Below are 20,732 nucleotides of genomic sequence, written 5' to 3'. Positions count from 1 at the left end.
ATTATGAGCGCCAGTGCCGAAATGCCCTATTTCATCAAGCCTTCGATCAATCTGAGTACCGAAGAGAAGCATCGGGCCTACCGGGAAGCAATTGCCGCGATCGATGCCAATCTGGCCGGAGAGACGCAGGATATGATCAAAATGGTCACGATCAACTGTCTGTTGAAGACCTATCTCCCCTATTTTTACTGGACCGGCTTTTATCTGGTGCAGGACGGCCGATTGATCGTCGGGCCCTACCAGGGAACACTGGGGTGCCTCTATATCAATTTTGGACGGGGAGTATGCGGTAAGGCCGCTACGGAAAGAAAAACCCAGCTCGTGCCAAATACGCACGCATTGGCGCAGGGCAGCGAGCACATTGCCTGTGATCCGAATTCCCTTTCGGAAATTGTGGTACCGGTATTCAATGGGAAGGAAGAATTAATCGCCGTATTCGATGTGGATAGTACCCTGGAAGGGTCCTTTGATGAAGTGGATCAGAGCTATCTGGAACAGATCCTGCGGGTGTTTGCCGACTAGTGCGGGAATGGATCAGCAGAGGTAAGTCATTTATCAGCTTGAGCGGCGATCGTCAGACGAGCGCATTCGCTTCCAGCAACTTTTTCAGTGCGGAGATGGAATCCTTTTCTTTGCCGATCAGATCTTCCAGCGTAACTTTTTCCAGCACCCGGTCTACGGCCATCTGGACCATTTGCCACAGCGAGCGAACGGAGCAGTCCACAGAATTGGTACACAATTTCAGTCCGCCGGTATAATCCTGGCAGAAATCCTTTTGAAAAAGCGCTCCACCGAGTGCTTCCAGTACATCTTTGATGATGATCTCATTCACCGGTTTGGCGAGGATGTAGCCGCCCTTTTGGCCGCGGGTACTGCTGATGAAACCGGCGATGCGCAGGGTGCGCGTCAGTTTGGCGATGTAGGCATTGGAAAGTCCCTCCAGTTCACTCAGTTGAGCGATACTTAAGCCCTCTTCCGGCTCGCTCCTGGCGATCTGAAGCAGTATTCTTAGTCCGTATTCGTCCTGAGCGGAGATCTTCATGGTTCTATTTTTGGTTAGGCCGGGAACAACATGGCGGACCGGGATATTCCCCGATCGTTGTGGCTGTTACCCTTTGCCGTTACAACATATCCAGAGCGAAGCGGGCTTCTTCGCTCATCAATTCTTTACTCCAGGGCGGATCAAAAACCACCTGTAGGTCCACATCCGTCACACCGTCTACCGCGATGATCTTTTCCTGTACCTCCATCGGCAGGGATTCCGCCACGGGGCACATCGGAGACGTCAGTGTCATCCGCACGGCTACCTGCCCATCCTCCTTGATGTCAATATCGTAAATGAGGCCCAGCTCGTAGATATCAACCGGGATCTCCGGGTCGTACACCGTCTTTATGGATTCAATGATCCTATCCTTCATCGTTAACTCTTCTGGCATAATCTCAATTTCTCGCTTGCAGGGCCAGTCCGTACATTTTCATCTGTTTCACCATGCTCAGCAGGCCGTTGGCCCGCGTCGGGGACAGGTGTTCCTGCAAACCGATCTTATTGATAAAGTACAAGTCGGCCGCCGCAATATCCGCCGGTTCCTGATCAGACAGTACCCGGATCATCAGAGCGATCAGGCCCTTGGTGATGATGGCGTCACTATCCGCCGTGAATTGCACTTTACCGTCCTTTTCATCGGCGTGCAGCCACACCAGGCTCTGACAACCTTTGATCAAATGATCCTCCGTCTTATATTGCTCGTTGATCAGCGGCAGATCCTTTCCCAGTTCGATGATGTATTCGTATTTATCCATCCAGTCATCGAAAAAGGCGAATTCGCCAATGATCTCGTCTTGTATTTCGTTAATCGTCATTTTTCAACTTCTAAATCCGTAGTTGGTTTATAGGCAGCAGGGACGGCTTACCTCAACATGTTGACAGCCCGCTTTACCCCGGCTACCAGTTTGTCCACATCTTCGCGGTTATTGTACACGGCGAAGGAAGCCCGCACCGTACCGGGTATGCCGTAGCGATCCATCAGCGGCTGGGCACAGTGATGGCCCGTACGCACGGCAATTCCCTGCTTGTCCAGCAAAGTACCGAGATCGTAAGGGTGAATGTCCTCTACCAGAAATGAGATCACTCCGGCTTTGTTATCCGCCGTACCGTAGATCTTCAGACCTTCGATCTCCAGCAACTGCGCCGTGGCGTATTCCAGCAGACTGTGTTCGTGCTGACCGATCACATCCGGTCCGATCTCCATCATATATTCTACCGCCGCACCCAAACCGACTGCTCCGGCGATATCCGGGGTGCCGGCCTCAAACTTGTGGGGCAGTTCGGCGTAGGTGGTCTTTTCAAAAGAAACAGTATGGATCATTTCGCCACCGCCGTGGTAGGGCGGCATCGCTTCCAGCCACTTCGACTTGCCGTACAGAATACCGATGCCGGTAGGTCCGAGCATCTTGTGCCCGGAAAAGGCGTAAAAGTCTACATCCAGTTCCTGCACGTCCACTTTCATGTGGGGAATGGCCTGGGCCCCGTCCAGCAGCACCGGAATGTCGCGGGCGTGGGCTTCGCGAATGATCTCCTCCACCGGATTCACCGTACCTAGGGCGTTGGAAACGTGGTTGACCGCCACGATCTTCGTCCGATCGGATAGCAATTCACGGAAAGCGGCCATATCGAATTCGCCGGATTCCGTTACGGGGATCACCCGCAGGCTGGCTCCCTGCTGCTCACAGATCAGTTGCCAGGGGACGATATTGGAGTGGTGTTCCAAATGGGAAACGATCACTTCATCGCCTTCCCGCAGGAACTGCCGTCCAAACGAGGACGCCACCAGGTTGATCCCTTCCGTGGTACCCCGCGTAAAGATGATCTCCTTGTCCGTGGGCGCATTGATGAACGCGCGCACCAGTTCTCTGGCGCGTTCGAAGGCATCGGTCGCTTCCTGACTGAGCTGGTATACCCCCCGGTGCACATTAGCGTGCTGCTGCCGGTAATATTCGTCCATCGCCTCGATCACCTGCCGGGGCTTCTGGCTGGAAGCCGCACTGTCCAGAAAAACAATGGGCTTACCGTTCATTTCCCGCTCCAGTAGCGGAAAATCGGCCCGGATCTTTTGAATATCCAGTACCGGATTGGCTATGTCTGTGGCGGTTTTATTCATAACGTTCTATCGTAAATCCGATCTCCGGTTGGATGCGTTTGATCATCCGGACGGAGCGGTGGTTTACTTTGGTTTCGGTTTCCGACTTCCGGGTCGGTGATGCACTTTATTCTCCGACCCGGAGGTCGGAGTTACGGAGTTACTTCAGTTTCTTCTCGATCAGTTGTTCCGCGTAGTCCTTCACGGCTTCCAGTGGCATATTTTCTACCACGTCGAAAAGGAATGCCTGTTGCAACAGCTGACGGGCCTGCAGGTCGCTCAATCCACGACTGCGCAGGTAGAATACCGAACTTTCGTCCAGTTGCCCGATGGTAGCGCCGTGGCTACAACGCACATCATCTGCGAAGATCTCGAGCTGTGGTTTGGTATCCATTTCCGCCGTCTTGGACAGTACGAGACTGCTGTTCTGCTGGAAGGCATTCGTTTTTTGCGCATCCTGGCGCACGATCACCTTACCGTTGAACACCCCGCGTCCGCGGTCATCCAGGATCCCTTTGTACAACTCGTTACTGCCACAGTGCGGCAGCGCGTGATCGATGAAGGTCTGATTATCGATGTGTTGCTTACCTTTTGCCAGATACACCCCGTAATAGTTGGTCATGGTGTTCTGTCCCTGCAGGATGGTGCTGAGGTTATTCCGTACCACATCTCCGCCCAGGTCCACCAGATAGGACGAGAATGTACTGTCCTGCTGCTGGTGAGCTTCGATATTACTAACTACCGTAGCGGCAGCAGAATCATTCTGGATCCGGTAGTGGTGGAAGTGGGCATTGACGCCTACATGCACCCGGGTCAGAATATTGGAGAAATACGCCTGGTCGGCACCCGGCAGCGCATCGTAAGTTTCTACCACGGCACCTTCACTGTGAGCTCCGGTCAGCACCAGCAACAGCGGGTTGATGAACACAGGCTCACCGGTCGGAGCGGCCAGATGAATAATATGCACCGGTTTTTCGACTACCGCCTTGGCTTTTACCTTCAGCACAAAGCCGTTTTTGGCAAAAGCTACGTTCAGGGCAGAGAAGGGATTGTGATCGTTTTTCACGGCAGCATCCAGCATCTCGCTGATCTGGCCTTTAACCGCTTCATCTTCCAGGGCCTGATCGACGGGCAGCAGCTCCATTCCTTCCGGGATCTTATCCAGGTCGGAAAGTTCGGTCTGCAGCAAACCGTTGACCAGTACGATACGGGCCGCATCCAGTCCAGGGATGGCCAGACCATCGATAGTCGCGGCATCCACTTCTACCTGATAGCTATCCTGTAACGGAAGCCGCAGCATTTGGTTGAGACTGGTATATTTCCAGTTCTCATCCCGGCGGGTAGGAAAATCCATGACGTCCAGCCGCTCGATCCCCGCTTTGCGCAGCGTATGCATCGGTTGATCGCGGTGGCCGTTCAGTGCACCTTCAAAGACGTTAAATAAGGAGCGAAACCTATCTTTAACTTCAGCATATCGATCTTGTAAGGTTGCAGTTGACATATATATCGCTCTAAAGAGTTTTTTAAAAAAGTAGTATTGATTGGGGGTGGTGGGGTGTTGCAGTGGTGGGGTGTTGCAGTGTTGGGGTGTTGTGGTGTTGTGGTGTTGTGGTGTTTATGTTAGCGGAATGCTGAATTTGAAACCAAACCCCAACACTTCAGCACATCAACACTTCAGCACATTTCCACATTTCCACATTATTCAGCTAATGCCGCTTCCCCCTTCACCCAGTCGTATCCCTGATCCTCCAGTTTGAGGGCCAGCGACTTATCGCCGGACTTCACGATACGGCCGTTTACCAGCACGTGTACGTGATCGGGAACGATGTAGTTCAACAGACGCTGGTAGTGCGTTACGATCAGGAAAGAACGGTTGGCATCGCGCATCTGATTGACCACATCGGCCACGATCTTCAACGCATCGATATCCAGACCGGAGTCGGTCTCATCCAGTACGGCCAGTTTGGGTTCCAGCAGGGCCATCTGCAACATTTCGTTGCGCTTTTTCTCACCACCGGAGAAGCCTTCGTTCAGCGAACGCTGCAGGAACTTCTGATCCATGCCGACCATGGCGGTCTTTTCGCGCAGCAATTTCAGCATATCGATGGACTTGAGTTCTTCCTCGCCACGAGCTTCGCGTACGGCATTTACCGCACTTTTCAGGAAGGTAGCCGTACTTACACCGGGGATCTCCACCGGATACTGGAAAGCGAGAAATACGCCTTTCTGGGCGCGCTCATCCACATCCATATCGAGCAGGTCCTCGCCTTCAAAAGTGACGGAACCGTCCGTTACTTCGTACTCTTCGCGACCGGCCAATACGTTGGCCAGTGTACTTTTACCCGAACCATTGGGGCCCATGATGGCGTGAATTTCACCCGGTTTGATATCCAGGTTAAGTCCACGCAGAATTGCTTTATCTTCGATGTTTACCTTCAGGTCTTTTATAGACAGCATGAAAAACTAAATTTTGAATTTATAGTGAATAGTCGGCAGTCGGCAACCAGAGCGGAAACCGGCAACTAAAAAATTTATCCTACACTACCTTCCAGGCTAATGGCCAGTAGTTTCTGAGCTTCAACCGCAAATTCCATGGGCAGCTCGTTGAATACTTCCTTACAGTATCCGTTGACGATCATGTTGATCGCATCTTCCTCGCTGATCCCTCTTTGCTGGAGGTAGAACAGCTGGTCTTCACCGATCTTGGAAGTCGTCGCCTCGTGTTCTACTTTGGCGGTATTGTTCTCCACTTCCAGATAAGGGAAGGTATGCGCACCGCAGCGATCCCCCATCAGCAGGGAGTCACACTGGGAAAAGTTATGTGCGTTTTCCGCTTTTTTACCCACTTTCACCAGTCCGCGGTAGGAGTTGTGGCTTTTACCGGCGGAGATACCTTTAGAAATGATCGTACTGCGGGTATTTTTACCCAGGTGGATCATTTTGGTACCGGTATCCGCCTGTTGCATGTTGTTGGTCACAGCTACGGAGTAGAATTCACCAACGGAATTATTACCTTTCAGGATACAGCTCGGGTACTTCCAGGTAATGGCCGAACCGGTTTCCACCTGCGTCCAGGTGATCTTGGAGCGATCACCGGCACAAACGCCGCGTTTGGTCACGAAGTTGTAGATACCGCCTTTACCGTCCTTATCCCCGGGATACCAGTTCTGTACGGTAGAGTATTTGATGGTTGCGTCGTCCATGGCTACCAGTTCCACAACCGCAGCGTGCAATTGGTTCTCGTCGCGCATGGGAGCAGTACAACCCTCCAGGTAACTTACGTGGCTACCCTCTTCGGCAACGATCAGCGTCCGTTCGAACTGTCCGGTATTCCGTTCGTTGATCCGGAAATAAGTGGACAACTCCATCGGGCAGCGTACTCCTTTGGGAATATAGACGAAAGATCCGTCACTGAATACGGCCGAGTTCAGGGCCGCAAAGAAATTATCGGTAGGTGGCACCACCGAACCCAGGTACTTCTTGATGAGTTCGGGATGGTCTTTCACGGCTTCGCTGAAAGAGGAAAAGATAATTCCCAGCTCGGCCAGTTTTTCTTTATAAGTCGTTTTAACAGATACGCTATCGATCACCGCGTCTACCGCAACCCCGGCCAGGATCTTCTGCTCATCCAGGGGAATACCCAGCTTTTCGAAGGTGCGAATCAGTTCGGGATCGGCTTCGTCCAGACTGTTCAGGACCGGCTTCTTCTTGGGAGCCGCGTAGTAAATGATGTCCTGGTAGTCGATGGGCGGGTAATCCACGTTGGGCCACTTGGGCTCCACCATACTTTGCCACTGGCGGAAAGCTTTCAGTCTCCATTCCAGCAAGAATTCAGGCTCACCTTTTTTTGCTGATATCTGACGGACAACGTCCTCGTTCAAACCTTTGGGTAAGGTTTCGGAATCAATATTGCTCGTGAAACCGTACTTGTAGTCGCTCCTGGTATGCGCTTCAAGGGTTTGCATCGAATCACTCATAATAGCGTATGTTTTGATAAGGATCTGGTGGCCTTCAAACCACCTTATACTTACTTATTTAGACTAATTCTACACAAAGGTAGATGTTATTTATACAAAAAAGTATAAATAAGGTTTAAAAATTTTGACAAAAAAAAGGAAGAGTTCCCAGACCGGGAAATCAGATAAGAATATTGGCGAGTGCCGAAGGCATTAAACAACTGAAAAACAAATCTTTACAAGCACTTTTAAATTCTCTCCGCAAATGTATCATCATAATGCCAAATAATAACAGGATCCTATCATCGGTGGTTGACTAAGCAGCACACTATAGTTAAAAAAATACCAGCCGGGTAGCATTTAAGCCGGTGAAAAGACTATCCAGACGGAGAAAAGAGAATGGATGGAAAATAGTCCATGCAATTGCACCATAATTGCCGTCAAACCATCACAAAACGGATCCGGTCTCCCGGTACCAACTGAGCGAGAAAATCCAGATCCCGACTCAGCACATTGCCCAGGCGTGGATAACCACCGCTCGTCTGGGCATCGGCCAGCAGCACCACCGGATTGCCGGCGGGCAACACCTGAATGGTCCCCGGAACGATCCCGCTGGAAATGAGTTCCAGCTGCGGTTGATAATCCGGCAGATTTTCCCGCAGCCGGTAGCCCATGCGGTTGCTATCGGGACCAACGGTAAACGCATGGCTGGTAAAAAATTGGATCGCCGACGCGGGAAACCAGTCCACCTCCGGCCCCTCCATCACTCGTACGCTCAGTTCGTGGGAATGATGGGGTTGCTCTCTGGATGATAGCTTTCGGGCGGCTAGGGGTTCTCCCGGCCAGATGTTTATGCGGGTATCTTTTTCCAGTCGGCTGCCGGGAGGCCAGTATTTGCCCGCCACCGCCAGCCCGCTGAAACTTCCCAGCCATTCCTTGATCTGCCACCGGCCGCGAATAGCCAGATACGCCCGGCAACCGGACCTGGCCGCGCCAAAACGCAACGTCTGGCCTTCCTTTACATCCAAGGTCTGATAATTGGCAACCGGCACCTCGTCGATCGTCGGACTGAGATCTGCTCCGGTAATGGCGATCTGTAGCGAGCCATCGAACTGGATTTCCGGCCCCTGCAGGGTAATTTCCAGCACCGGGTAGTCCTCCGGCTGCCCCGTCAGCCAGTTGGCCGTTGCCGCCGCCCGCCGGTCCATTACCCCACCGGTGGGCAAACCGAAAGCCTGTTGCCCAAGCCGACCGCCATCCTGTACCAGGGTCAGCAGTCCGGACTTAATGATCTGTAAGGTTACCGCTTGTTCTTTCATATTGAAAAAATTAATGAGCGTTTATACACTCCATACCTTCTGCTGATACCGCAGGGGCGAATAGCCCGTCGCCGCCTTGAATTTACGGTTAAAATAGCTCAGGCTGTTGTAGCCACAGCGATAACAAACTTCCGAAACCGGCAATCGTTCTTCCAGCAACAGCTTGCAGGCGTGCCCGATCCGCAATTCATTCAGCAACTGCGAAAAGGTCTTGCCACTGCGCTTTTTCAAAAACTTACAAAATGCCGAAGGATTCATGCGAACCAGAGCGGCCACTTCTCCCAAACTGACATCCTCTGCAAAATGTTGAAAGAGGTAATCATAAACGATATTGATCCGCCGGGCATCCTTTTCGGGGATCGCATTTTCGTAACCTACCGAGGCCAATGCGCTGCGCTCGTCGGACTGGGCGATGAGTTGTAAAATGTCCAACAGCGTCCGCAGGCGTTCGTAGCCGTCCTGCGCCAACAGGGATTCCATCAGGGGAGCAACTGCCGCCTGGACCGCCCCGTGCATGTGCAGCCCGCGGGCGGATTGGGCCAGCAACTTTCGGATCTCCCAGAGTTCCGGTCGGGAAAAGAAATCCGCGCCCAGAAAGTCTTCGGCAAAATGAACGACGATGGCGCGGATGTAGTGATCCGGCCTTTCCTCGTAATAGAGCTCATCGTTGCGCATATAATGCGGAAGATTCGGGCCGATCAACAGCAGGTCTCCGGGTCCAAAATTCCCGATATGATCACCGGTGAGCCGCCGACCGGTGCTGTGGGTGAAGAGCGTCAGTTCGTATTCCGGATGAAAATGCCAGCCGATCCGGATGTACGGCAATATCTCCTCCTTGATCGCGAAGGACTGGCGGGAGGTCGGCTGTACTTTTTCTAAAATGGGATGCATGACTGCAAATTGTACTTAATGGCGGACAATTCGGATAATTATTGAGTAAAGATTCAATATAGTTCAAAAATTGGCAAAATGAGTGAAAAAGCGCTGTCCGGTAGTCTACTAATTTTACCAAAGACAACCATCTTCCCTATTGCCTAACCAAATCGGGGCCTGATCCATGCACTATAGTCGTCTTTTCTGTTTATTGCTTGCCGGTCTGCAGCTCATTCTGGGCAGCCATTGTCAAAGTACGCCCCAGCAGGCAGCCGCACCGGCAGAGATCCATTTTTGGTACGGACCGAAACAGACTTTCGGCCGGTTGGGCGAACCGCAACGCTGGATCAACGTGCTGGGTAATATTGCCGAAAGTGAGTCCCTCGATTCCGCCAGTTTCTCCCTCAATCGGGGGCCGGAGCGCCCGTTGAGTCTGGGCAGTGATCTCCACCGTCTGGCCCGTACCGGTGATTTCAACGTCGAGCTGGACTGGGGCGAATTACAATCGGGAGATAACCACCTCCGGGTAACCGCCTATCCGCGGAAGGGAACTGCCTACACCGACAGCATGATTATCCAGGTAGAACGGGGCAATACCTGGCCCCTACCCTATCGTATTGATTTTTCCCAGGTGGATCGCTTAGCGGATGTCGTCCAGGTTGTAGACGGTCACTGGGCACTGGAAGCCGATGGCGTCCGGACACTCGAACGCTATTACGACCGGGTACTCAGTATGGGCGATACTTCCTGGACCAATTATGAGATCACCGTTCACCTGACGATCCATGATTATACGCCCTCCGAGCCGGGGCCGCCGACCTACAATGTTACCCACTTCGGAGTAGCGATGCGGTGGCGGGGTCACCATGCCGATGACCGGCAACCGAGTCGCAAATGGTACCCGCTGGGCGCTCAGGGGGAATTTCTCATTCGGGAAAATAAAGACAGCTGCCAGTTCCGGATCCTCTTCGACGGCGGACGGGACAAACCGCAGCAATACGCTGCCCGCTGGAACCGATTGACGCTCGGCCGGCCAATGTACGTCAAGACACAGGTGGCCACGCTGGCCGATGGTCGTACCCGCTACCGATTTAAACAATGGATGGCCGACGATACCGAACCGGCGGAATGGGATGTGGAAGGGTTGGAAGCGGATGATTATCCTTCGGGGGCGTTGTGCCTGGTTCCGCATAATTCGGATGTGACGATCCATGGGGTTTGGGTGGTGGGGATTTGAGGGGTGAGGGGTCAGAGGAGTTGTTAGGGGTCAGGGTTAGAGGGGTCAGGTGTCAGGGGGGAGTTGCCAGGTGTCAGGGGAGAGGTGTCGGGGGTCAGGGGGGCAGGGCTGTTCAGTTCTATAAAAACGCAATGCGAATTTTTCAATTACAATGTCAAGCACAATAGCAATAGCAAGTAAAAGGCAGCTTTCTGCTCCGATTTTGACTTTTTCGCCTGATTTTGAGCTATTGAAATTACTATTGCCATTGAAATTGCCATTTTTTATATTCAATAATTTGAGAACTAAACAGCCCTAGGGGTCAGGGGGGCTTGTTTGGATGGTGGAGTTGATTTTTGTTTAAAGACTCTTTCAGGAGCACCTCAAATATATAGGAATTTGAATCCTCGCTTGAAATCGCATATTTAATGAACCGAAGATTTATCGATCAGGTGGCCATCGTGACGGGTGCCGCCGCGGGTATCGGATTTGAGATCGCCCGGCAATTGGCCCGCGAAGGAGCTTTTGTCATCCTCAATGATGTTGATGCCGAGCAGGCGGTGAACGCTGCCGCGCGCATCAGTTCGGAGTACCGGGGGCACTGCCTGCCCCTGCCCGGCGACGCCGGTTCCTTGCCGGTGATCCAGGCGCTGGTTGATCACGCTATTGACCACTTCGGCCGCGTGGATATGGTGGTGGCCAATGCGGGGCTGACCCTCTTTGCCGACTTCTTTGAATTCAGTCCGGCGGATTTCCAGCGGATCATGAACCTCAACCTGCAGGGAGCCTTCTTTCTCACCCAGGCGGCTGCCCGCCAGATGAAACGGCAAGCCACCGGCGGACGGATCTTACTGATGTCCTCCAATATCGGTCAGCGGGCTTATCCCTATCTTACGGCCTACTCCATGACCAAGGCGGCGATCAGCACCATGGCCCGCAGTCTGGTGCTGGAATTATCTCCGCACGGGATCAACATCAATGCCATCGCTCCGGGAGCCACCCTGACGGAACGTACGGAGTTGGAAGATCCGGCCTACGCCGAGGTCTGGAGCGAACGGATCCCGATCGGTAAAGTGGGTATGCCCGCGGATATGGCAGCACCGGCCCTTTTTCTGCTCTCCGGCGATGCCCGTCATATCACGGGACAGACGGTGGTCGTGGATGGTGGCTGGTCGGGGGTTAGCAATAATCCCGAGGTGGTGATCCACTCCCAGCTCAAAAAATAAATCCCGGAATCTCCGGGGAAGCTGATCGGGGCTGACTATTTTGTCACCTCCTTCCATTCCCGGGTATACGGAATATTGAAGCAGTCAAAATGAAAATTTCGTAACATGAGAATCACTCTTTCCCTGCTGCTGTTGCTGAGCAGTGTATTCGTTTTTTCCCAAAGCGCCATAGTCAATGACTGGCAATACATTCAGATCGATAATCGCAAGGGAAAATGGGGCGATGAGGGGCAACCCAACTGGCTGCGATATTTCGGCCTGGATATGGGCGATGTTAATAGTGACGGCTACCGGGACGTGCTTTCCGGCAAATATCTCTATCTGAATCCGGCCGGCGATATGACGGGCCGCTGGGAACGTGTGGAGCTCCCGCAAAACGTCGACGGCATTTTCATCGTAGACGTCGATCAGGATCCCTATGCGGATCTCATCGCCCAGGCCCTGCCGGATATCTGGTGGTTCGAAGCGATGGATGCGACCGGTAAAAGCTGGCGCGGCCGGAAGATCGGGGAAATTCCCGCTACCAGCCATACCAACAGCCAGGGATTCGAAAAGGGACAATTGATCGCCGGGGGGAAAGAAGAACTCGTAATGGCGGGCAACGGCAACATTTATCTGATCGAGATCCCCGGTTTCCCGGAAACCGGTACCTGGCCCATCCGGCTGATCGGAGAGAATACCAGCGATGAAGGCATCGGACTGGGAGATATTGACGGTGACGGTGACCTCGATATCGCCGCCGGACGCCGACCCGAGGGAGGCGACGAACCTCTACTGGTCGTCTGGTTTGAGAATAACGGGGATACCACCGCCGCCTGGCCGGCTACGGAGATCGGTACCAGCAACCACCCGGTAGACCGGGTAGAAGTGGGCGATCTCAACGGAGACGGCAAGGCCGACATTATCGTCTCGGAAGAGCGCTGGCCCGGCCTGGAGCCCGATGCCAACCTGTTCTGGTTCCAGCAACCGGCCGACGCCAAAGCCGGGAAATGGCCGCGGCAACACATCGTCACGCAGTATTCCATGAATAATCTGGACCTTGCCGATATTGATCAGGACAATGACCTGGACCTGATCACCAATGAACACAAAGGCCCCCGGCTGGAAACCCAGATCTGGCAAAACGACGGCAAGGGGAATTTCACCAAAAAGATCATCGACAGCGGCAAGGAAAACCACCTCGGCACCCAACTGGCCGACCTGGATAATGACGGGGATCTCGACCTGGTCGGTGCCGCCTGGGACAATTACGCACAGATGCACCTCTGGCGAAATGACTTCACCGACCAGCGCTTCCAATGGCGCCACCTGAGCACCACAACGGGTGACCTGCCCATGACCAACGGCGGCGATCAGCAAACTGCATCCCTGGTGGTCGATGTCAATCAGGATGGCGCCAACGATATTTTTATTACCGACCGGACCGTCTCTCCCTCGGTCATCGGACTGATCTATACCAAGGACGGCTGGGAACGGCACATCATCGACGATTCACCGTTGCGCATTGAGGCCGGCTCGGCCGCCCACGACATCGACGGCGATGGCGATATGGATATCGTTTTCGGCGGAGAAGGACGCAGCAATCAGATCTGGTGGTGGGAAAATCCCTACCCCGATCTCCAACCCGACAAACCCTGGAAAAGATACCTGATCAAAGACAGTGGCTACAACAAACACCACGATCAGGCCTTCATCGACTTTGATGGCGATGGCCAGATGGAATTTGTTTTCTGGAACCAGCAGGCCAAAGGCATTTATTACGCCGAAATACCGCGCAATCCCAAAAAGGCGGAAGAATGGGATTATCTGCCGATCTACACCTACACTGATGAGGGAGAAATGGAGCCCCGCAGCAGTTATCCGGGCTGGCGGCGTACCCACGAACACGAGGGCCTGTACGCCATGGACATGAACGGTGATGGTGTGGATGACATCGTCGGCGGCGGGCGCTGGTTTGAATTCCGGGACGAGAATTTCCTGATCCACATCATCGATGCCGGCTATACCTTCACCCGCTCGGTGGCCGGGCAATTGATCGAAGGAGAACGCCCGGAAGTGGTGATGGTGGTGGGCGACGGCGTTGGGCCGCTGGTCATGTACCACTGGGATAATGGTTTCTGGAAAAGCACGATCCTCCTGGAAAATGTAGACAATGGCCACACGCTGGATATTGTCGACTTTAACGGTGACGGGCATCTGGATATCTTCAATGCCGAAATGGGCCTGAATGGCGGGAACCCGAAAGCGGAGATCCGCATTCTTTTGGGAGACGGCAAAGGAAACTTCTCGAAACATGTGGTCGCCCGAGGCTTCGGGGTCCACGAAGGCAGACTTATCGATCTGGATGGCGACGGAGATCTGGATGTGCTGGGCAAGCCCTACACCTGGGAAGCGCCGCGGCTCGATATCTGGATCAACGAGGGATCTAACAAATAGGCTGAAAGAAGCTTTCGTCCGGTATTTAAGTGACGCAAAAAATTCCGTTTGGTAGGTATCCGTTCCCCGTTCGTAGATCAAAAAAATGATTATGAGCGGCTTAACGTATATTTGATCTTCATTTAATCCGGACAAAAGCGTGAAAATTAGACTCAGCCCTAAGCAACAGAGCATCGGCCGCCATTTACTATTTTGGACGGCCATCGTTTTGTTGTACTACAGTATTGAAGCCACGCGGGGCAAACCCGAGCTCTTCGGATACATTCTGGTGCGGCAGCTCCCCAGTGACATGCTTACCACCTATTTTACCTACTACGTTATCGTTGAGCAATTCCTGTTGAAGAAACGCTACTGGATGGCGGGGCTTCTGCTGGTGCTTTCCGCTGTCGTTTTTTCACTCATCGGCTGGACGGTCTTCTATTATACCATCATCCCCACCGTGTATCCCGATCAGGTGCCTCCCGCCTGGCTCTACGGCCCGGGGATCATCCAGGTCGGTATCGGTCTGTATTACGTGACTTTTCTCTTTTCCGGACTAAAACTATACCGCGTCTGGAAAACCAACCGGGAAGAACAGCAGGAACTGGAAAAACAACATCTGAAAAGTGAACTGGCCCTGCTGCGGGCCCAGGTGAATCCTCACTTTTTGTTTAATACCCTCAACAATATTGACACCCTCGTTTTTGAGGATCAGCACAAAGCTTCCGAAAGTATCGTCAAGTTATCCAGCATCATGCGCTATATGTTGTACGATGCGAATGCCGAGCAGGTACCGCTGGAAAAGGAGATCGCCTGTCTGCAAAACTTTATCGACCTGCACCGCCTGCGGATGAAAAATCCGGATTTCGTGGAGTTTGAGGTACAGGGCAATACCCAGGGCCATCTGGTACCGGCCATGTTGTTTCTGCCCTTTGTGGAAAACACCTTCAAGCACGGAAGTCTGCAGGGCGCTGCCCCCGGCATTTCGATCTTTTTGCATGTAACGGATGACAGCTACTTTCTAAAAGTGAGCAACCGCCTGCGCAAAACCAGCGTACCCTACGAGGTCCCTTCCGGAGTAGGTTTGCAAAACGTACGCCGCCGGCTGGATCTGATCTACGGTGAAGATTACCAACTGGACGTAACGGAAATAGACGGCACCTACCAGGTACGGCTCACCCTGCCCCAACAGGTTAAAAAATCAGGAGAAATACTACAGGCCCGACAATCGGCCATTACGCTGGATCAGCATCTGGTGATCGAAAAGTAGAACGATGATCCGGCGCACAAAATTTACAATATGAAGATTAGATGTATCGCGGTAGATGATGAGCCTCTGGCATTGGTGAAAATGCGCAATTATATCGAACGCATCCCCTACCTGGAAATGGTAGCCGATTTTGATAATGCGATCGACACCATCAACTTCCTGCGCAAGGATTCGGTCGATCTGATCTTCCTGGATATTCAAATGGAGGAACTGACCGGCATCCAGTTGCTGGAAGTACTCAAGGATCGACCGATGGTGATCATGACCACCGCCTACGATGAGTACGCCCTGAAGGGCTACGAAATGGATGTACTCGATTACCTGCTCAAACCCATCGATTTCTCCCGTTTTCAACTGGCCTGCGAGCGCGCCAAACAACAGTACCAGTTGCGGCAAAAACACGGCGAGACGACCAAGATCATCACCCACGAAGAACAGATCCATACCGATTTCATCATGGTGCGATCAGAATACAAGATGGTAAAGGTGCGGCTGGATGAGATCTACTACATTGCCGGTATGAAAGATTATTCCCGCCTCTACTGCGCGGAACGCCGCATTATGACCATGCAGACTATCGGAAAGATGGAGGAAGCCCTACCCCATCCGCGTTTTTTCCGGATCCACAAATCCTACATCATTGCACTGGATAAACTGGAGGCTTTCGGAAAGAACCACGTCCAGATCATGGGCGAAGAGATCCCCATCGGCAGCATGTACAAAAACGCCTTCCTGGAATATCTGGAGGGTTTCAACCAGGTCTAGTTGTAAGGCCGGCGGCTCCCGGCAATCCGGTTGCCTTTTCGGGACCGGATCAACACTTTACCTCTCCGCATTAATGGTACGGATTTCAGGGCTCGTCCTACGGATAGCTATGAAGACAATCCATGCCTTACTTCCATCCTTGCTGTTTATCCTGGGTATGCTCCCGGCCGCTTCCGGTCAGGTGAGCACGGATAAACCAGTGAAATTAACCCAACTACACGCCAACGTCTGGCAATACATCCTCGGCGATCGCCCGCCCGATATGGCGGAGGTAGAGGAATCGCTCCATGCCCTGGATGGGCGGGGCACCTGGCCCCATATTGATTACAGCAGTAAAGAGCGCGGTGCCTGGCAACCCCGGGAACACCTGAGCCGCCTGCTGGACATCACCCGGGCCTATCGCAGCCCCGGCAACCGCTATTACCAGCAAAAAGAGATCTCCCGCAAGATCCACCTGGCGCTGAATTACTGGCTGGAAAATGATTTTCAGAGTCCCAACTGGTGGTATCCGGATATTGGCGTACCGATGGTACTGGGGCCGATCCTCATCCTGCTGGAAGACGAACTGAGTGAAACGCAACTGGAACGCGGCGTATATATCCTCAACCGTTCGGAGATCGGCAAGACCGGACAAAATAAAGTCTGGCTTTCCGGCAATGTGCTGTTCCGGACACTACTGACCGGAGACGTGGAAATGGTGGACAAAGCCGCTGCGTCCATCCGGGAGGAACTGGTGGTGAGTATGTCTGAGGGTGTTCAGCCCGACTGGTCCTACCACCAGCACGGGCCGCAGTTACAATTCGGCAATTACGGGCTGAGTTACGCAGCGGATATGGCCAAATGGCTGGCAATACTCCGTAATACGCCTTTTCAGTTCGACGAAGAAAAGGTCTATATCCTGCGCAATTATCTGCTGGACGGCCAACGCTGGGTGAGCTGGAAAGACAAAATGGACATCAGCGCCTGTGGCCGGCAGTTGTTTATTGATTCTCCCAGTCAAAAAGCCGGCAGCCTGGCCACCACAACGGCAAAAATGGGGCAACTGGACCCGGAATTTGCCGCCGCCTATCGCGATGCCAACCGTTACGAGACCCTCAGCGGCCACAAACATTTCTGGCGGTCTGATTTTCAGGTGATCCGCAATCCGGCTTATTACTTTTCGGTAAAGATGTGTTCCAAACGGGTTAGCGGTGCCGAATCCTGTAATTCCGAGAATATGCTGGGTTACCACATGGGAGACGGCGTCGGACTGCTGTACCAGAGTGGTACCGAATACACCAACATCTTTCCCTTTTGGGATTGGAAAAAAGTACCCGGTACGACCATCATCCAAAGCGATGAAGACTTACCCGTGCTCACCTGCAGCGGTTATCACATCGACAGTGATTTTGTGGGCGGCCTTTCCGACGGTAGTTCGGGGGTGGCGGTACTGGCTTACAACCGGGACGGACTGCGCGCCAATAAAGCCTGGTTTATGCTGGATGATAAAGTGGTCTGCCTGGGCAACGGCATCACTGCGGATACGGAATTCTCCGTTACCACCGCCATCAACCAAGCCCACCTGCAGGGCGATGTACTCGTTCGGGCGGGCAAGCAAAAACATACCGCCGGTGCATCCGAAGCGCTACAGGATCCGGACTGGATCCTGCACGATAAGCTCGGCTACCTCTTCCCGGCGGGAGGGCAGGTCCGACTGGAAACGAAACCAGTAAGCGGTTCCTGGCACCGGGTGGCCATCCGCTATCCGGAAGATTATCAGACGGCACCGATCTTCAAATTGTGGATGGAACACGGAACTGATCCTCAGAATGAAAATTACCAGTATATCCTGGTGCCCGGGGCCAAAGAAAAAGTGTTGAAAAAGTTGAGTCGAAAAGCGCCCTTCACGATCCGCAATGAGGCGGCGGTCCAAAGTGTCAGCACGGCGAAGGGCAATCAGGCGGGTATCATCTTTTACGAAGCCGGAAGCAGCGATCTTTTCGGAGGCATCCGGGCGGACCAAGCCTGCATCGTACTCTTGAAAAAAGATAAGGGGCAGTTACAGGTATCCGTAGCGGATCCGACCCAGCAATTAGAAGAGCTGCATTTGACTATCTCCGGAGATTACAATGGGCCGTACGCTACCAATTCTGGCGGACAGACCCAGCTGACCGTACCGTTGCCGCAGGACGAAGCGGCCGGCAGTACGATTAACGTTACTCTGACGCACCGATAAGTACCCATTAACGCTCATGAATTCCAATTTGCGAAAAAGAAGGGCCGCCGGTGGGCGGTGCCTGACCAACCTCTACACATGAAAAAGATCCTGCTCATTGCTTGCTGCATCTCATTTCTTCCCCAGATCACCAGCGCCCACAATAATGGGAACGCTCCCGACCCGGCGATAGAACAACTGCTTTCCCGCCTGGATACCGACGCTCCAGGACTGGCCGATTACGCCAAAGCATTCAAAAGCAAAAAGCGGGCGGCCAAAGCACTCCTCTCCTACTACAGGAAACGGCAATCCGTGCAGCATCCCGTCGTCAGAGCGGAAAAAGCGGGCCAGCGGGGAAAAGCCGCTTCCGAAGCGGATCTCACGACGGCCAACAATGCGCTGGACCATATTTTCGTCGGTCAGCCGGCCTACCCGCCGCACTTTTGCGGTGAGGATATCAATTGGAACAGTCGCCCCGTTCCGGACAATGAATGGGTCTGGCAACTGAACCGCATGTATTTCTGGGATGCCATGGCCCGCGCCTACTGGCATACCGGCGACGAAAAATACGCCCGGGAATGGGGCGAACAACTGTTCGACTGGACCGAAAAAAATCCGAATGATGCTGCGCACGATTACGCCTGGCGTTCGATCGAAACGGGCATCCGCGGATACCGCTGGACGGGTTTGTTCCAGTATTTTATCGATTCGCCTTCCTTCACTCCCGAAGTGCTGGTCGCTTTTCTCAACAGTTGCTATGACCATGCCTCTTTTCTGATGACGAAGTACCGCTCCGGCAGCAACTGGGGGCTCATGGAAGCCGAAGGACTGGCCTTCATTGCGATCACCTTTCCGGAATTTAAAGAAGCAGCGGTTTGGCGGGAAGAAGCATTCCGTCGCCTGAATAAGGAGATTAATCTTCAGGTCTATCCCGACGGACACCAGCGCGAGCTGGCCATGGGTTACCATCTGGGCTGCATTCAGTGGTTCATCCGTACGTACGAGCTGGCCCAGATGAACGGACTGACGGACGCCTTTCCGGCCAGTTATCTGGAACGGATCGAAAAGATGAGCGAAGTACCGATGAAGCTGTGTCTGCCCGACGGCACCAATGTACAGTTTGGCGACGCCTGGGCCGGTAAGCCCGGTCAGCACCGGGATCGTTTCAAAACCTGGTCGGAGCTGTTCGAGCGGGATGACTTTCTCTATCTGGCTACCGAGGGGGCCGAGGGTACGCCCCCGGCCGAGACAGCTTATGCGCTGCCCGAAAGCGGCCTGTATTCTCTGCGCAGCGGTTGGGACCAGGATGCGATCTGTCTCGTACTCAAATGCGGCCCCGATGGTGGCGGCCACTGCCAACCCGACAACGGAACTTTTGACCTATACGCCGGTGGGCGCAACCTCATGCCCGACGGGGGCAGCTATATCTACAGCGGCAATCCGGAAGGCCGTGCCTGGTTCCGGCAAACCAGCGTCCACCAGACGCTAACGCTCAACGGCGCCAACTCGGAATATGCCCCCAGCCTCCTGCTCTGGGAACCGGGTGAAGATCTGGATATTCTGGTGGTACAGAACGAGAGCTACGAAGGGCTCACCCACCGGCGGGCGGTAATTTTTGTGGATAAAAGCTATTTCGTAATCGTAGATGATGCCATCGGTGAAGCCGCCGGAGAGGTAGACCTTCATTTCCAACTGGCACCGGGCAAAGCGGTCTTCGACCAAGAACAACTCCAGGTGGCTTCCGGGTTTTCGGAGGGCTGGAACGTGCTCGTCCGGCCATTGGTACGGGAAGGGCTCAGTCTGGCCGAAGAAGAGGGGCATGTATCCTTCATTTATACCCAAAAGGAAGATCGCCCCGCTTTTCGCTACCGCCGGATAAAGAACGCCGGCCAGAGCGCGATCCGTTTTGTAAGCCTCGTGGTCCCCTTCCGGGCGAAAGTACCGGATTTACAGGTTCGCATTCTGGAAGATGAAAATACTACAGGAGATAGCTTTAAGGTGGAGATCACGGAGGGCAACAAGGTCAGTGTGATCAGCTATGAATTGGAGTAAGCACTGGCAGCATACAACGAATATCGGGTTGATTTAGGCGACACGGCGGTAAATTTCATGGGATAACAGTTGAAATTACGGCCCATTAAGCAGCCCCCGATCTTTTATTTGTGTATTTTCATGTATTAAAACCGGGAGATTTAGCGTTTTTAAGCAAATACCTCCCGAACTGATTCCACCGGAGCACCGAGTCCCCTGGCCCTGGGCTACTCCGGTGAAGGGAATACATATCGATCGATAAGCCCGAGCGAACAAATGCCGGCTCAGATCGGTATTGCAAAGGTCTAAACTCAAATTCACAGACTTTTG

General features: G+C 53.3%; 17 protein-coding genes. 8 read left to right on the top strand and 9 right to left on the bottom strand.

Annotation, left to right across the window (positions count from 1 at the left end; translation table 11 throughout):
• Positions 1-3: 3 nt before the first annotated feature.
• Positions 4-522, top strand: coding sequence for a GAF domain-containing protein (locus CRP01_RS18015; protein WP_099151481.1), 519 nt, complete (start codon positions 4-6; stop codon positions 520-522).
• A gap of 52 nt (positions 523-574) precedes the next feature.
• Here CRP01_RS18015 and CRP01_RS18010 read toward each other — a convergent pair whose 3' ends face one another.
• The 9 genes from CRP01_RS18010 to CRP01_RS17970 all read right to left on the bottom strand — a co-directional run bounded on the left by CRP01_RS18010 (position 575) and on the right by CRP01_RS17970 (position 9,303).
• On the bottom strand, positions 575-1,042 hold the full coding sequence (locus CRP01_RS18010; protein ID WP_099151480.1) for an RrF2 family transcriptional regulator: 468 nt from the start codon (positions 1,040-1,042) through the stop codon (positions 575-577).
• 79 nt (positions 1,043-1,121) lie between these two features.
• Entirely contained in the window at positions 1,122-1,436 is a 315-nt protein-coding gene (locus tag CRP01_RS18005) for an SUF system Fe-S cluster assembly protein (protein WP_099151479.1), read from the bottom strand.
• A 4-nt stretch (positions 1,437-1,440) separates the two neighbouring features.
• Positions 1,441-1,860 (bottom strand): SufE family protein, encoded by a 420-nt coding sequence (locus tag CRP01_RS18000; RefSeq protein ID WP_099151478.1) that lies wholly within the window; start codon positions 1,858-1,860, stop codon positions 1,441-1,443.
• 47 nt (positions 1,861-1,907) lie between these two features.
• On the bottom strand, positions 1,908-3,158 hold the full coding sequence (locus tag CRP01_RS17995; RefSeq protein ID WP_099151477.1) for an aminotransferase class V-fold PLP-dependent enzyme: 1,251 nt from the start codon (positions 3,156-3,158) through the stop codon (positions 1,908-1,910).
• Between the two features lie 139 nt (positions 3,159-3,297).
• Entirely contained in the window at positions 3,298-4,638 is a 1,341-nt protein-coding gene (gene sufD / locus CRP01_RS17990) for a Fe-S cluster assembly protein SufD (RefSeq protein WP_099151476.1), read from the bottom strand.
• A gap of 197 nt (positions 4,639-4,835) precedes the next feature.
• Positions 4,836-5,594: a Fe-S cluster assembly ATPase SufC gene (gene sufC / locus CRP01_RS17985; RefSeq protein ID WP_099151475.1), complete on the bottom strand. Its 759-nt coding sequence runs from the start codon at positions 5,592-5,594 to the stop codon at positions 4,836-4,838.
• A 74-nt stretch (positions 5,595-5,668) separates the two neighbouring features.
• Positions 5,669-7,114, bottom strand: coding sequence for a Fe-S cluster assembly protein SufB (gene sufB, locus CRP01_RS17980; protein ID WP_099151474.1), 1,446 nt, complete (start codon positions 7,112-7,114; stop codon positions 5,669-5,671).
• 419 nt (positions 7,115-7,533) lie between these two features.
• A complete protein-coding gene (locus CRP01_RS17975) occupies positions 7,534-8,412 on the bottom strand; it encodes a 5-oxoprolinase subunit C family protein (RefSeq protein WP_099151473.1) in 879 nt (292 codons plus the stop codon).
• A 21-nt stretch (positions 8,413-8,433) separates the two neighbouring features.
• Positions 8,434-9,303, bottom strand: coding sequence for an AraC family transcriptional regulator (locus CRP01_RS17970; protein WP_099151472.1), 870 nt, complete (start codon positions 9,301-9,303; stop codon positions 8,434-8,436).
• A gap of 166 nt (positions 9,304-9,469) precedes the next feature.
• Here CRP01_RS17970 and CRP01_RS17965 point away from each other — a divergent pair, with 166 nt between their 5' ends.
• From CRP01_RS17965 to CRP01_RS17935, 7 genes are all read left to right on the top strand, one after another.
• Positions 9,470-10,522, top strand: a complete 1,053-nt coding sequence (locus CRP01_RS17965; protein ID WP_099151471.1) for a hypothetical protein — start codon at positions 9,470-9,472, stop codon at positions 10,520-10,522.
• A 407-nt stretch (positions 10,523-10,929) separates the two neighbouring features.
• Complete coding sequence (locus CRP01_RS17960) at positions 10,930-11,727, top strand: SDR family NAD(P)-dependent oxidoreductase (RefSeq protein WP_099151470.1); 798 nt, start codon at positions 10,930-10,932, stop codon at positions 11,725-11,727.
• A 105-nt stretch (positions 11,728-11,832) separates the two neighbouring features.
• Positions 11,833-14,163, top strand: a complete 2,331-nt coding sequence (locus CRP01_RS17955; RefSeq protein WP_099151469.1) for an FG-GAP repeat domain-containing protein — start codon at positions 11,833-11,835, stop codon at positions 14,161-14,163.
• Between the two features lie 139 nt (positions 14,164-14,302).
• The gene (locus tag CRP01_RS17950; RefSeq protein ID WP_099151468.1) at positions 14,303-15,412 is read left to right on the top strand and encodes a sensor histidine kinase; all 1,110 of its coding nucleotides are present in this window, start codon (positions 14,303-14,305) and stop codon (positions 15,410-15,412) included.
• A 30-nt stretch (positions 15,413-15,442) separates the two neighbouring features.
• Positions 15,443-16,177, top strand: coding sequence for a LytR/AlgR family response regulator transcription factor (locus CRP01_RS17945; RefSeq protein ID WP_099151467.1), 735 nt, complete (start codon positions 15,443-15,445; stop codon positions 16,175-16,177).
• 109 nt (positions 16,178-16,286) lie between these two features.
• Complete coding sequence (locus CRP01_RS17940; protein WP_170110430.1) at positions 16,287-18,392, top strand: polysaccharide lyase 8 family protein; 2,106 nt, start codon at positions 16,287-16,289, stop codon at positions 18,390-18,392.
• 78 nt (positions 18,393-18,470) lie between these two features.
• The gene (locus CRP01_RS17935) at positions 18,471-20,423 is read left to right on the top strand and encodes an alginate lyase family protein (protein WP_099151465.1); all 1,953 of its coding nucleotides are present in this window, start codon (positions 18,471-18,473) and stop codon (positions 20,421-20,423) included.
• Positions 20,424-20,732 lie beyond the last annotated feature (309 nt).

The sequence above is a fragment of the Flavilitoribacter nigricans DSM 23189 = NBRC 102662 genome (assembly GCF_002646595.1).
Lineage (GTDB): Bacteria > Bacteroidota > Bacteroidia > Chitinophagales > Saprospiraceae > Flavilitoribacter > Flavilitoribacter nigricans.
Note: the sequence above shows the minus strand (reverse complement) of the source record. Positions and strands in the feature narration are given on the sequence as shown.

What these genes read in the sequence shown, in the direction of transcription:
- CRP01_RS17975 (WP_099151473.1), bottom strand. Translation starts at nt 8,412, where the DNA reads ATGAAAGAACAAGCGGTAACCTTACAGATCATTAAGTCCGGACTGCTG.
- CRP01_RS18015 (WP_099151481.1), top strand. Translation starts at nt 4, where the DNA reads ATGAGCGCCAGTGCCGAAATGCCCTATTTCATCAAGCCTTCGATCAAT.
- CRP01_RS17935 (WP_099151465.1), top strand. Translation starts at nt 18,471, where the DNA reads ATGAAAAAGATCCTGCTCATTGCTTGCTGCATCTCATTTCTTCCCCAG.
- CRP01_RS18000 (WP_099151478.1), bottom strand. Translation starts at nt 1,860, where the DNA reads ATGACGATTAACGAAATACAAGACGAGATCATTGGCGAATTCGCCTTT.
- CRP01_RS17970 (WP_099151472.1), bottom strand. Translation starts at nt 9,303, where the DNA reads ATGCATCCCATTTTAGAAAAAGTACAGCCGACCTCCCGCCAGTCCTTC.
- sufB (WP_099151474.1), bottom strand. Translation starts at nt 7,114, where the DNA reads ATGAGTGATTCGATGCAAACCCTTGAAGCGCATACCAGGAGCGACTAC.
- sufC (WP_099151475.1), bottom strand. Translation starts at nt 5,594, where the DNA reads ATGCTGTCTATAAAAGACCTGAAGGTAAACATCGAAGATAAAGCAATT.
- CRP01_RS18005 (WP_099151479.1), bottom strand. Translation starts at nt 1,436, where the DNA reads ATGCCAGAAGAGTTAACGATGAAGGATAGGATCATTGAATCCATAAAG.
- CRP01_RS17945 (WP_099151467.1), top strand. Translation starts at nt 15,443, where the DNA reads ATGAAGATTAGATGTATCGCGGTAGATGATGAGCCTCTGGCATTGGTG.
- CRP01_RS17995 (WP_099151477.1), bottom strand. Translation starts at nt 3,158, where the DNA reads ATGAATAAAACCGCCACAGACATAGCCAATCCGGTACTGGATATTCAA.
- CRP01_RS17940 (WP_170110430.1), top strand. Translation starts at nt 16,287, where the DNA reads ATGAAGACAATCCATGCCTTACTTCCATCCTTGCTGTTTATCCTGGGT.
- CRP01_RS17955 (WP_099151469.1), top strand. Translation starts at nt 11,833, where the DNA reads ATGAGAATCACTCTTTCCCTGCTGCTGTTGCTGAGCAGTGTATTCGTT.
- sufD (WP_099151476.1), bottom strand. Translation starts at nt 4,638, where the DNA reads ATGTCAACTGCAACCTTACAAGATCGATATGCTGAAGTTAAAGATAGG.
- CRP01_RS17965 (WP_099151471.1), top strand. Translation starts at nt 9,470, where the DNA reads ATGCACTATAGTCGTCTTTTCTGTTTATTGCTTGCCGGTCTGCAGCTC.
- CRP01_RS18010 (WP_099151480.1), bottom strand. Translation starts at nt 1,042, where the DNA reads ATGAAGATCTCCGCTCAGGACGAATACGGACTAAGAATACTGCTTCAG.
- CRP01_RS17960 (WP_099151470.1), top strand. Translation starts at nt 10,930, where the DNA reads ATGAACCGAAGATTTATCGATCAGGTGGCCATCGTGACGGGTGCCGCC.